Source organism: Moraxella sp. ZY210820 (genome assembly GCF_030674635.1).
Lineage (GTDB): Bacteria > Pseudomonadota > Gammaproteobacteria > Pseudomonadales > Moraxellaceae > Acinetobacter.
Genome location: NZ_CP089978.1, coordinates 1843920 through 1857619, shown reverse-complemented (window position 1 = coordinate 1857619; position 13700 = coordinate 1843920). Strand labels below are relative to the sequence as shown.

12 protein-coding genes are annotated in these 13700 nt (G+C 35.1%); 8 read left to right on the top strand and 4 right to left on the bottom strand.

Translation table 11 applies throughout. The features are described from left to right. Positions 1–15: 15 nt before the first annotated feature. Positions 16–840 (bottom strand): tRNA pseudouridine(38-40) synthase TruA, encoded by an 825-nt coding sequence (gene truA, locus LU301_RS09205; RefSeq protein ID WP_305270129.1) that lies wholly within the window; start codon positions 838–840, stop codon positions 16–18. Further along, on the bottom strand, positions 833–1822 hold the full coding sequence (locus LU301_RS09200; RefSeq protein WP_305270127.1) for an asparaginase domain-containing protein: 990 nt from the start codon (positions 1820–1822) through the stop codon (positions 833–835). The genes truA and LU301_RS09200 overlap by 8 nt, the downstream gene beginning before the upstream one ends. A 175-nt stretch (positions 1823–1997) precedes the next feature. Between LU301_RS09200 and LU301_RS09195 the strand changes: the two genes are divergently transcribed. From LU301_RS09195 to LU301_RS09175, 5 genes are all read left to right on the top strand, one after another. Beyond that, positions 1998–3107, top strand: a complete 1110-nt coding sequence (locus LU301_RS09195) for a beta-ketoacyl-ACP synthase III (protein WP_305270124.1) — start codon at positions 1998–2000, stop codon at positions 3105–3107. A 122-nt stretch (positions 3108–3229) separates the two neighbouring features. Continuing rightward, positions 3230–4390 (top strand): hypothetical protein, encoded by a 1161-nt coding sequence (locus tag LU301_RS09190; protein ID WP_305270122.1) that lies wholly within the window; start codon positions 3230–3232, stop codon positions 4388–4390. A gap of 214 nt (positions 4391–4604) precedes the next feature. Further along, positions 4605–7415, top strand: a complete 2811-nt coding sequence (gene ileS / locus LU301_RS09185; protein ID WP_305270120.1) for an isoleucine--tRNA ligase — start codon at positions 4605–4607, stop codon at positions 7413–7415. Next, positions 7408–7932, top strand: a complete 525-nt coding sequence (gene lspA, locus LU301_RS09180) for a signal peptidase II (RefSeq protein WP_305270118.1) — start codon at positions 7408–7410, stop codon at positions 7930–7932. Before ileS ends, lspA begins: the two co-directional genes overlap by 8 nt. A gap of 194 nt (positions 7933–8126) precedes the next feature. Then, positions 8127–8615, top strand: a complete 489-nt coding sequence (locus LU301_RS09175) for an FKBP-type peptidyl-prolyl cis-trans isomerase (protein ID WP_305270116.1) — start codon at positions 8127–8129, stop codon at positions 8613–8615. Between the two features lie 383 nt (positions 8616–8998). On the opposite strand, the gene LU301_RS09170 is transcribed toward LU301_RS09175, so the two are convergent. After that, positions 8999–10147 carry a class I SAM-dependent methyltransferase gene (locus LU301_RS09170; protein ID WP_305270114.1) on the bottom strand — a complete coding sequence of 383 codons (1149 nt, stop codon included), beginning with the start codon at positions 10145–10147 and terminating at the stop codon, positions 8999–9001. Between the two features lie 147 nt (positions 10148–10294). Between LU301_RS09170 and LU301_RS09165 the strand changes: the two genes are divergently transcribed. After that, entirely contained in the window at positions 10295–10615 is a 321-nt protein-coding gene (locus LU301_RS09165) for a type II toxin-antitoxin system RelE/ParE family toxin (RefSeq protein ID WP_305270112.1), read from the top strand. 1 nt (position 10616) lies between these two features. Beyond that, on the top strand, positions 10617–10901 hold the full coding sequence (locus LU301_RS09160) for a helix-turn-helix domain-containing protein (RefSeq protein WP_305270110.1): 285 nt from the start codon (positions 10617–10619) through the stop codon (positions 10899–10901). Positions 10902–10908: 7 nt separating this feature from the next. Here the strand turns inward: LU301_RS09160 and LU301_RS09155 are convergent, their stop codons facing one another. Continuing rightward, positions 10909–12153 (bottom strand): aromatic amino acid transporter, encoded by a 1245-nt coding sequence (locus tag LU301_RS09155; RefSeq protein ID WP_305270108.1) that lies wholly within the window; start codon positions 12151–12153, stop codon positions 10909–10911. Positions 12154–12299: 146 nt separating this feature from the next. Between LU301_RS09155 and fumC the strand changes: the two genes are divergently transcribed. After that, complete coding sequence (gene fumC, locus LU301_RS09150) at positions 12300–13691, top strand: class II fumarate hydratase (protein ID WP_305270106.1); 1392 nt, start codon at positions 12300–12302, stop codon at positions 13689–13691. Positions 13692–13700: the final 9 nt, after the last annotated feature.

Below are 13700 nucleotides of genomic sequence, written 5' to 3'. Positions count from 1 at the left end.
AATGATTAAGAATGCCTATTCAGGTAAATTTAACCATGCGGGTCCTAATGGATATTGCGGTAAATCAAATTTCTCAGGATAATATGCCTGTACAAAATATAATCCATCAGGTGGTGCGGTAATACCTGCTGCTTTACGGTCTTCAGCTGCAAAAATAGCATGAATATGTTCAGGTTCATATTTACCTTGTCCAATTTCGAGCAAACAACCCATAATATTACGCACCATGTGATGTAGAAAACCATCAGCTTGAATATCGAGTATCAAAAAATTTCCATGCTGAATTAAACGGCAATGTTTTACATGACGTACAGGCTGATTCGACTGGCAAAAACTGGCACGAAAACTCTCAAAGTTATGCGTACCTTCAAACATTTTTGCACCTTGTATCATTTTTTCTACATTGAGTGGATAATAAGCGTGTGTTACTTGACCATACATCAGAGCAGGGCGGTGCGGTGCATTATAAACCACATATCGATACCGCCGTGCATTGGCTTTAAAACGGGCATGAAAATCCATATCCATTTCTCTAATCCATTGAATTGCAATATCTTTTGGAAGTTGTGAATTAGCTCCCATAATCCAACCACGTTCAGGGCGTATAGCTGTGGTATCAAAATGAGCCACCATGTTGGTTGCATGAACACCTGCATCGGTGCGACCCGCACCATGTAAAATAATTGGCTCATCGGCAATTTTGCTTAACACTTGTTCAATGGTTTGTTGAATACTGCGTACCCCTGCTTGTTGTGTTTGCCAACCTTTAAAGCGTGTACCGCAAAATTCAATACCAATCGCATAACATTTATTATTGTTATCAGGTATTTCATTATTCATGTGTCATATTCCAATGTTGTTGCCAATTAGGTGTATAAAATGCTAATAATAACATGGCTCGAGCATAACTATCTGCTTGGCTGATGTGATGATCAAATAATACTCCAATTTCACTTAACCATGAACCTGTGGCATATTTTTGTGATAAATGGCCTTGTAACACCTGACTGCTGATGATAATTTGGCAATCATTGTCCAATAAGTTGTTTAATGTTTCTTTTAAACCCTCTGAATAGGGTAAATTACCAGAGCCGAAACCTTGAATAAATAGAATTTTGGGTGGGTTTAGCATTTTTTGTAATAAGGATTCTTGAATAAGCCATGTCGATATCGGCATGAGATATAAATTATCAATATAGATATTTTTTAACTTTTCGATATGATGTTCAACATTTTGATTTAAATCGATTTTTTGTGTGATATTTAAGCTATGAAAAGTAGTGTGTGATGTTGTATATTCTATGCCTGAAAAAGCATCAAAATGTTCGGTATGTTGTTTATAGCAACTATTGCCATAAAATAATTTTTGATTAAATGCTAAATATACACCATGATTGATATTTGATATTTGTTGGAGGGCGAAATCTAAATTTTGGCGTGCATCAGAATGTTCACGTAGTTGTTTACCATGTGTATCTAAAATAGGTAATTGGCTACCTGTCAAAATAATACGATATTGATAAGCAAAAATATGATGTAAAAATGCACTCGCATATGCTAAAGTATCTGTACCATGAAGAATGATAAATTGTTGATAATTATGATTTTTATATAAATTTTGTATAAAAGAAGCTAACCTAAACCAATCAGGGGCAGAGAGTTCGCTACTATCTTTAATGATAGGTGATGCGAAAAAATTTACATCAGCTTGTGGATAATGTTGCTGTAATATTGCTAAAAATTGTTCAGCAGGCATTGGGGTAAGTGGCTCACCGATACAGCCAAATGTCCCCCCCATATAAATAATTGCAGTTTTATTCATACAAACCATTAAACTTGATAAAAATTATATTTTATCATGAAATCGGCAAGGATTTTTGGTTTCTTTTGATGGTAAATTTCATTTAAAATGATATAAAAAAGATAGTTTTTGCCATCAACAAACCACACAATTTTATGCAAAATGGTATTTAATTAAATAGATGTGGAAAAGATGAATGAGCATTCGTATTACAGGAACAGGCGTTTATACACCTGCCGATACCATTAGTAATGATGAATTAGTCAATAGTTTAAATGCTTATGTAGAACGTTATAATAAACAATATGCTGATGAAATTGAAGCAGGTGAACGTGAAGCATTACGACCATCAACTGTTGAATTTATTGAAAAAGCATCGGGAATTAAGTCTCGTTATGTAGTTGAAAAAACGGGTATTTTAGATATTGACCGTATGCGTCCACATTTGCGTGAGCGTAGTAATGATGAGTTATCATTACAAGCGGAAATGGGGGTTGAAGCTGCCAAAATTGCGATGCAAAATGCAGGTGTAACTGCTGAAGATGTCGATGTGGTAATTTTATCATGTTTAGGTTTACAACGTGCCTATCCTGCGGTGGCGATTGAAATTCAAACGGCTTTAGGTATTAATGGCTATGCATTTGATATGAGTGTGGCATGTTCAGCAGCAACTTTTGCTTTAAAACAGGCTTATGATAGCTTAAAAGCAGGCACAGCTAAATGTGTGTTGATGCTTAATGTAGAAATTATGTCGGGGCAGTTAGATTATACATCTCGAGATAGCCATTTTATTTTTGGCGATGTGGCGGCTGCAACGATTATTGAAAATACTGAACGAAAATCAGGCTTTGAAATTTTAGATACTTATTTGCTGAGCCAATTCTCTAATGCGATTCGCAATAATTTTGGTTTCTTAAATCCAAGTGAAGATGCGGTGCGTGATGACCGTATTTTCCGTCAAGATGGACGTAGAGTATTTAAAGAAGTGTGTCCTATGGTGGCAAATATCATTAAAAATCAATTAGAAAAGAATCAATTAAGTGCAGATGATGTAAAACGTTTTTGGTTACATCAAGCGAATATCAATATGAATCAATTGATTTTGAAATATATTGCTGGTAAAGATGTGGCAATGGAAAAAGCACCAATTGTACTTGATGAATTTGCTAATACATCATCAGCAGGTGTCATTATTGCGTTAAATCGTACTGCTGATGAAGTTGAACATGGGGAATATGGGGTGATTTGCTCATTTGGTGCAGGTTATTCAATTGGCTCAATTTTAGTGAAAAAAGTTGTGGTTTAAGTTGCTATAAATTATACTTAAATAGCAGGTCAATTATTGATTGTATGTGGGGTGAGAAATGAAATCGCCCTTAGTTATTTTCAATGATTTAAATATTAATTTAAGGTATTTGGAAAAATATTATGTTACCTACTCCACATACAGCACAAATGAAAGAATTTATTGAACGATATAATCGAATTGAAGGATTAGATTCATTTTATGAAAGCACATTTAAACATGAAAATAATGTCATTTTATATTACCGTCTTTTGTTAAATCATGGTATGTTGATTTATCAAAAATTTGGTAAAGATGTGATGGATACAGATACTGAATTATATTTTGAAAATATGGAAGCATTTTATCAACAAGTTGCTGATTATCCATGTGAAAAAATAGAAGAGAAAATGTTTATTTCTGTCAATGAGTTAGCATATTATTTATCAAAAGATAGACTCATTATGAAAGATTATAAACAGGCAGAACAGCAAATATATCATGCGTATGAACAACAATATCCTAATACGGATTGGTGTACGGTCTCTATTTTTGATTTTAAAGCCTATCCTGTACCACGACATGAATTTGCAACCAAACCAGAGCATCAAAGTGAATCAATTCAATTCAATAGCCCAATGTCTTATTTTAACAAAGATATTGTTGAGAGATTAGTTGAATGGGAAAATCGTTTTATTCAGACAAAAAATGATGTTCATCAACAAAATTGTAAGAAACTTGATTTAGAAATTGCTGACAAAGGCTTGAATCAATTACTTGGACTTCCTGAACATCCAGCTAATGTAGCTCAAATAAAATTACTTAATGCGGATACAGAATTTGAAAAAATTCGTAAATTCATGCGTGTTAATCCAGAAATTTTAGTCCCTTATGTTGAGATTATTTTATTAATCGTATTGTTTAGCATAATTATGATTATGGGTATTTTACAATTTATACTAAAAATTAAATTTGGTTTAGTCGTATGGGCAAGTCTGACGTGGATATTTATATTATTCAATAATGTAAAAATTATCAGTTGGCTTGCAAAAGCGAAACGTCAGTATTATTTAAATAATTTATATCCAAAACTGTGGAAACTTTATGTTCATAAACCTAATAAATTAAAAACGTTTTGGCGAACTGGAACAATCAGTCAAAAATGGGCATTAGGTGGGCTGATGATGTTTAGTCTCTATCTAATATGTATTGCACTTGGTCTATCCGCATTATGGACAAAAATCGCATTTTATATCACGCTTGGGTGCGGTGGAATATATTGTTTTTATTATTATAAAACCTGATAGAGATTGCATTTTAAATCATTGATTGTTTATAGGGGCGAAATTTTTTTGCCCTTATATTTTTGAATGATGAACATATAAATGAATAAATTTTATCCATATTTTATGTATTGACAAAAATATCAATAAAATCATCTCAATTTTCCATCATTTTACGTTATACTAAGCATATTTTCTAAAATTTTGATAGGCGATTTGCCAACAGGAACAACACATGAGTGAGCAAAATCCAGTAGATTATAAATCTACCTTAAATTTACCAGACACTGAATTTGCCATGAAAGCCAATCTCGCTGTGCGTGAAGTCAAATGGCTTGAAGATTGGTATGCTGATGATATTTATCAAAAAATTCGTGCTTCTCGTGTGGGCAAACCAAAATATATTTTGCATGATGGACCTCCCTATGCCAATGGTGGTATTCATTTAGGTCATGCGGTCAATAAAGTTTTAAAAGATATGATTGTCAAAAGCCGTACTTTGAGCGGTTTTGATGCACCATATGTACCGGGTTGGGATTGTCATGGCTTGCCGATTGAGCTAAAAGTCGAAGCAAAAGTAGGGAAAGTTGGGGAAAAAGTCACCGCAAGTGAGTTTCGTCAGCATTGCCGTACTTATGCCTTAGAGCAAGTTGAGTTACAAAAGAAAGATTTTAAACGCTTAGGTGCTTTTATGGATTGGGATAATCCATATTTGACCATGAATTATCATCAAGAAGCAAATATTGTTCGTGCTTTAGGTAAAATTTATCAAAATGGACATATTCATCGTGGTTTTAAACCCGTAAATTGGTGTTTAGATTGCGGTTCAGCCCTTGCCGAAGCTGAAGTTGAATATGTAGATAAACAGTCTGATGCGATTTATGTTGGTTTTGATGTGGTGAATCGTCAAGATTTAGCAGAAACAGCCAGTATTCAAGGTACATTACAGGCGGTGATTTGGACAACAACGCCTTGGACATTGCCTGCCAACCAAGCAATTTCAGCCCATGCAGAATTAGATTATGCCATCATTCAGTTAAATGATGCACATTATATTGTTGCTGAAGTTTTAGCTGAAGAATTTACTAAAGTTTTAAATGTTGAACAATATCAAACCATTGCAACCATTAAAGGCGAACAATTAAAAGCCCTTACTGCTCAACATCCTTTAATTGCAGAACGTCAAGTGCCAATCATTACAGGCGACCACGTTACGGCTGATAGCGGTACAGGTTTAGTACATACCGCACCTGCACACGGTGTGGACGACTATAATGTTGGTGTATTGTATAAATTACCAACCGAAAACCCTGTCGCTGGTAATGGCGTTTATTTACCACAAGCAAAGGTTTTTGTGGGAGAACATATTTATAAAGCTCAACCAAAAATTATCGAAACTTTGCAAAATAGTGGTCATTTATTAAACCATAAGAAAATCACGCATAGTTATCCGCATTGTTGGCGACATAAAACTCCAATTATTTTCCGTGCAACACCACAATGGTTTATCAGCATGGAACAACAAGGCTTACGTCAAAATACGCTTAATGCCATCAAAAATGATATTGAGTTTTTCCCAGATTGGGGTGAAGCTCGTATTGAAGCGATGATTGCTGGTCGCCCAGATTGGTGTATTTCTCGTCAAAGAACGTGGGGTGTACCAATTCCATTCTTTATTCACAAAGAGACTGATGAATTACATCCTAATACCGCAGAATTGATTGAAAAAGTTGCTAAATTGATTGAACAATCAGGGATTAATGCGTGGTTTGAATTAAATGTTGAAGAATTTTTGGGAGATGATGCCAAAGATTATCAAGCCATTACTGATACTTTAGATGTGTGGTTTGACTCTGGTACAACACATTATGCGGTACTTGAGCAACGTGATGAACTGGTTAGCCCTGCCGATTTATATTTAGAAGGTTCAGACCAACATCGTGGTTGGTTCCAATCATCATTATTAACATCGATGGCGATTCACAATCGTCCGCCATATAAAGCGATTTTAACACACGGTTTTACAGTTGATGAAAAAGGCTATAAATTATCAAAATCATTAGGTAATTATATTCCATTTGAAGAATTGATTAAAAAACTTGGGGCTGATGGTTTGCGTTTATATGTGGCATCGAGCGATTATCGCTATGAAATTGCGGCATCACAAACGGTATTTGATCGAGTATCTGATAGTTACCGCCGTATTCGTAATACTTTGCGTTTCTTATTGGCAAATTTAAATGGTTTTGTGCCAAGCCGTGATTTAATGCCTGTTGATGATTTAATTGCACTTGACCAATACATTTTACAGCGTGCCAATGAAGTACAGCAAAGTATCATTGCTGATTATCATGCGATGAGTTTCCATACGGTTGTAAGTAGCATTACTAACTTCTGTATCAATGACTTAGGTGGTTTTTATTTAGATATTATCAAAGACCGTCAATATACCACAAAGGCAGATTCACAAGCTCGCCGTTCAGCTCAAACAGCGTTATATCATGTAGTCAATGCTTTTGTTCGTTGGATTAGCCCAATTTTAAGTTTTACTGCTCAAGAAGCATGGGCGTTAATTCCAGAGCAAAACGAAAAATATGTGTTTACTGCAGAATGGTATAATCTTGAAATGGTAAGCCAAAACAATGCGTTATCGGAGCAGGATTGGCAAAGCTTAATTCAAGTGAAATCAGCGGTGAATAAACACATCGAAAATGCTCGTAATGAAAAAATCATTGGCGGTAACTTGTCAGCCAAAGTTGAATTATGGGCAAAACCAGAACTCAAAACATTGTTGGATAAATTGGGCGATGAATTGCGTTTTGTGTTAATTACTTCACAAGTAAAAGTCTATGATTTTGATGAAAATCAAGGCAATGCTAGCGATTTTGATGGCTTAAATGTCAAAATCTCAACGGCTGATGGTGAAAAATGTGTGCGTTGTTGGCATGTCTTACCTGATGTCAATACCCACGCAGGACACGCAGGCATTTGCGGACGCTGTGTGATTAACGTTGCAGGCAATGGGGAAGTACGTCATTATGCCTAAATATTTGATGGGTAAGCCATTTTATCCACAAAATGCCTTTTGGTTAGCACTGACCGTCTTTGCGGTCGTGCTTGACCAATGGACAAAACGACTGGCTGAAACACATTTAATTTTTCATGAGCCTGTTCCTGTCATGCCCATGTTGAATTGGACGTTGGCATATAATAAAGGGGCAGCATTTAGTTTTTTGTCGAATGCAGGTGGTTGGCAACAATATTTTTTTATTGCCCTTGCTAGTGTGATGTCGGTGATTTTTACGGTGTGGTTATTGCGATTATCGCCTAAACTGATTGTATTACCGATGGCATTAGCCTTAATTTTAGGTGGTGCGGTTGGTAATTTAATTGACCGTATTGATTTAGGTCATGTGATTGATTTTATTCATGTTTATTGGAATGATTCACATTTTCCTATTTTTAATATTGCTGATTGTGCGATTACTTTAGGGGCAATACTATTATTGGTTGATTCGTTCTTTTTGGAAAAGAAACGCAAAAATGATGATGAACAGGTTTAAACCTATCATTAACCATGATTTATTTAATCATTGATATTGTAAAACGAAAAGATATGTAAATTGGGATTGTAGGGGCGAATAATTATTCGCCCAATTAAATGTTGATTGTGGGCGAAAGATATTTCGCCCCTACATATAAACATATTAAAATCATTTTACAATAACAATAGCGATGATTTATTATTGAGAATATTATGTCAGAATTAAATACTATTTTACCCAATGAAGAAATCCGTGTCGAACACGGTTCAAAAGTTGATTTACATTTTTCTGTGAGTTTGGAAAATGGCGTAGAAATCGACAATACTCGCTCTCGTGCTGAACCTGTGAGTCTTGTGATTGGTGATGGGAATTTACTCGAAGGTTTTGAAAAAGCCTTATTTGGTTTGCGTGCAGGCGACCGCCGTACGGTGCATTTACCGCCTGAAGAAGCCTTTGGCGAGTGGAATCCTGAAAATGTACAACGTTTTGATACGGTTAAATTTGAACAACGTCCAGAAGTTGGACAAATGATTGAATTTGAAGATAAAGCCAAAACCACATTGGTTGGTGTGGTAAAAAGTGTTGATGATAATATCACCGAAGTCGATTTTAATCACCCATTAGCCAGCAAAAATATTAGTTTTGAAGTGGAAATCTTTAAAGTTACGCCTGCTGGGCAACAAGGGGTGCAGTTGCGGTGATTGTTTTTTCAAAAAACGATGATAAACAGGATAAATACTATAATGTGAGTTCAGCTTAATGTTTTATATAACCTATTGAAAAATAAAATAATAAGTAGGGTTGAGTAGCGATTAAAGCTATGCAAGACGCACCATTTCGATGGAGACTGGTAAAAGGTGCGTGGTACGCACTCTACCTTCATCTATGTAACAAGTCTTTTATTTAATATCAAGTAGTTATGTTTCATAAAACTCCGAACTCACGTTACTATACTGTATTAAAATTATCAGAGTTTATAAAATGGTTTGAATAATTAATAAGCTAAGTTTGCAATTGCAACGAGAATCTTGCGTATAGAGATAGATGAATTTTTGAGCGATACCAAAGGTGTTGGTGATATCTTTTATTCAGCGAGTAAAGTTTCTAGCATTTGCGTTTTAATCCCATACATTTGTTTCAAATCAGCAATCTGTTGCAAAATTTTCTCATCAACCGTTTTAAAATTTGGTTTTTTAACTGCTAGAATCATTTTATTTTTACTGGTGTGTTCAAGTGCTACAAATTCAAATACTTTTGTTTCATAACCATAGGCTTGTAAAAATAATGCTCTTAAAGTATCGGTAAGCATTTCCGCTTGTTGTCCTGCATGAATGCCAAATTGCAACATTGGCTGTAAAATCTCTGGACTATGTAATTGTGGACGTAATTCTTTATGACAACATGGAGAACAAACAATCAATTCCGCATTCAGGCGAATCCCTGTATGAATGGCAAAATCAGTTGCTACATCGCAAGCGTGTAGAGCAATCATGACATCAAGGCGTTCAGGTTGGTAACTGCGTACATCGCCTGCATAAAAACTAAGCTGTTGATAGCCTAATTCATCAGCCGTTTTTTGACAAAATTCCACCAAATGTGGACGTAATTCCACGCCAACCATTGAAGGCTGTTTGCCTTGTTGAACTAAATAATCATACAAAGCAAAAGTCAAATAGCCCTTGCCACAGCCAAAATCAACTAAATGTAAATCTTGTTTTTGAGGTAAGACAGTTGATAAAACTTCAATAAACTTATTGATTTGTTTCCATTTTTTAGACATGGCAGGGATAATATTACCTTGTGTATCACTAATGCCTAAATGTTGTAAAAATGCACTATTTTGCTCAATATAACGCCGTTTTTCTCGGTTGTGTTGTGTTGAAATGGCTATCTGCTGTTTTATTTTTTTGGTTGATAATAAATTGGATTTTTTACCTTTTTTAAGCTGAGTTTCTTGCTCTAGGGTAAATAGATTGGCTTGTTTACAGTCATTTGATAAACATTCAATTTCTGTTAAAGCATCAGTAATTGCATAATTCTTAGTCTGCTGATGTGTGCCAAAATCGTAAACTGCTGATAATAATGTTTCTTGTTGGATATCAATAAAACGCCAACTGATTTTTTGTAAATCAGCTTGCTCGCCAGAATATTGGCTTAAAATTAAGCGTTGAAATGTTTTTTGTTCAATCGCGTGTTGGATTTTATCTAAAAATTGTGTGATTTCAGATGACATAACTATTCTTCAATGTATTGAAATAATAAAAAATGTGTTAGTTTTTTTAACTTAACCTACTCTAGTTCACTATTTTAGCTGATTTTTCCTTTAATGTGAAACTTGTTTTTTATATTGAAATCAGTATAATGAAATTGGGAGACTATCATGAAAGAAATTAGTTTTTTAGCAACTACGCTTGATGATATTCGTGAATTTCCTGAAGATATTCGACAGGATACAGGATATCAACTACATAAAGTACAATGTGGTGGAATGCCTGATGATTTTAAATATATGCCAGCGATAGGGCAAGGTGTGGTTGAAATCCGCTTAAAAGATAGTCAAGGCATTTATCGTGTCATTTATACGGCTAAATTTGCGGATAAAGTTTATGTTTTACACGCTTTTACCAAAAAGACCCAAAAGACATCTCAAGCAGATATTCAACTTGCCAAAACACGCCTAAAAATGCTACAGGAGCAATAATATGACAACTTTTAATTCAGTATTTGATGCTTTAGCTGACACTCCTACACAAGCAACTAATCTAAAATTACGAGCAGAATTATTACATCATATCCAACAACAATTACAACCGTTGGAGCAGTCTCAACAACAATTAGCTCAACTTTGTGGAATTACCCAACCACGTTTAAATGATTTATTACAAGGTAAAATTAGTAAATTTAGTTTAGATGCGTTGGTAAATATTCAAGCTCAACTTGATATGAATTTACAAGGACAATCTACTTTACATTTTGCATGGGCTTGAGTTGAACTCAACCCATAAACACAGGAAACCAACCTAATTTTATACCAATTTGTGCAATGATATTAAGCACACCAAACGAAATAACAAAATAAATCATAAATTGCCCACCAAATACTCGATAAGGTGCATTAGGGAAACGCTTACGGCTTGCTTGTGCTAATAATGCAGGTACAATCGCTGCCCAAATCGTTGCAGCCAAACCTGCGAAACCAATTGCAGTTACAAAGCCAAATGGTGCATTTAAACTAAATAATAAAGGCGGTAAGAAGGTCATGAATGTAGCTTTGGTGCGTCCCATTATACTATCATCAAATTTAAATAAATCAGATATATAGTCAAATAAACCTAAGGCAACACCTAAAAATGAGCTAGTTAATGCCATATACGCAAAAGCATTGAGCATTTTTGCGACTAAACCTGTTTCAATGTAAGCACTTAATACAGATAATAAAATACTAATATCGCCATCTTTAGCGATGACAGGAGCAAATTCGCTGCGTGGTAAATTTCCATGAATAGCAAATTGCCATAATAAATAAATAGTTAATGCTAATACAGAACCTAAGGTAATAGCTTGTACGACTTTTTTAATATCGCCATTAAAATATTTAACGAGACTAGGCACATTACCATGATAACCAAATGATACTAAACAAGCAGGTAAGGCTACTAAAATGTAGGGTAAATAACTTTGTTCGCCTTGTGCAACGCTATTAAATAAAATAGGCATTTGCACATTAGCCAATAAATCGCCCATTGATAATAAAAATGTAATTACCATACCACCAATTAAGATGGTACTCATTCTATCGACTGCTTTGGTTGAAAGCCAAACAAAAAAGGCAAAAATCACACAGAAAATAAATGAACCTAAACTTTGCCCAATATTCAGTGATGTAACTTGATTGAAATAATTTGCAGTTAAACCACCACCACTTGTGATGTAGGCATATAATAAAATATACAAGACAAAAGCGATTGATAAGCCATTGATAATATTCCACCCCGGACCGAGTAAATCTTGTACGATAGTACTAAAACTTGAGCGAGATGGGTAATGAATATTGGCTTCCAAAATCATTAATCCTGAAGCCCACATACAAAACCATGTGTAAATAAATACCAGTAATGACCAGCTAAACCAAATACCTGCGGTTGCAGTTGGGTTAGCAAACATACCTGCACCAATGGCCGTTCCAGCAATAATCATTGCACCACCAAAAATTGTGGCTTTGTGTTTGTGTGATTGCATTGTTTTGATTTGTCAAATTTAAGATAACGCATTATACTGTATTTTGTCTGTAAATTTCATTTGTACAAATGGATTTTAATGCTTTGACTTTTTATAAAATATCATTATAATGATAATTACTTTCATTAAATATAAGGAAAACGAACATGAGTAATACTCGTATTGAAAAAGACACTATGGGTGAAATTGCCGTCCCTGTTGATGCTTATTGGGGGGCGCAAACTCAACGTAGCCGTGAAAATTTCAAAATTGGTGGCGAAACGTTACCACGTCCACTGATTGAAGCAATGGCATTAGTAAAAAAATCTGCTGCTATTACCAATAGCTCGCTTGCTCGTATTGATGGAGAAAAAGCCAAGTTAATTATTCAAGCGTGCGATGAAGTCTTAGCAGGGCAATTCGCTGACCAATTTCCATTGGTAGTGTGGCAAACGGGTTCTGGTACGCAATCCAATATGAATATCAATGAAGTACTTGCCAATCGTGCCAATGAAATTGTTGGCAATGCAAAAGGTAGTTACAAACCTGTACATCCAAATGATGATGTCAATCATGCTCAATCGACTAATGATAGTTTTCCAACCGCTATTCGTGTCGCAAGTGCGATTGAAATTGACAAAAAATTATTACCAGCGATTGCCAATTTGCGTGATACCTTAAATCGTAAATCAGCAGAATTTAATGATATTATCAAAATAGGTCGTACTCATTTACAAGATGCAACCCCTTTAACTTTAGGTCAAGAGTTTAGTGCTTATGTATGCCAGTTAGATAATGCGTTAATCCGTATTAATCAGGCTTTGGCTGGGTTGTGTGAATTGCCACTTGGTGGTACAGCAGTTGGTACAGGACTCAATAGTCACCCAGATTATGCGGTCAAATCCGCTCAAACTTTAGCTGAATTAACAGGTTTACCATTTGTTACTGCACCAAATAAATTTGAAGCCTTAGCCAGCCGTGATGCGGAAGTGTTCGCATCAGGAGCATTAAAAACATTGGCAGTGAGTTTAAATAAAATTGCTAATGATGTGCGTTGGTTGGCTTCTGGTCCAAGATGTGGTTTAGGCGAATTACGCATTCCTGAAAATGAACCTGGTTCATCAATTATGCCGGGGAAAGTCAATCCAACACAATGTGAAGCTATGACGATGGTTTGTTGTCAAGTGATTGGTAATGATACAACTATTGCAATGGCAGGGGCGAGTGGTAATTTTGAATTGAATGTATATATGCCTGTGATTGGCTATAATTTATTACAATCAATTCGTTTATTGACTGATAGTATTAATAGTTTTGATGAACATTGTGCAGTAGGTATTGAGCCAAATCGTGAAAAAATTGATTATTTCTTACACCATTCTTTAATGCTTGTTACTGCTTTAAACCGTAAAATCGGATATGAAAATGCAGCCAAAGTGGCGAAAACGGCTTATAAAAATGATAAATCACTCAAAGAAACCGCAGTAGAATTAGGCTTGCTGACTGCTGAAGAGTTTGATGAGATTGTGCGTCCTGAAGATATGGTTGCTCCTAAATAAAAAGTGCTT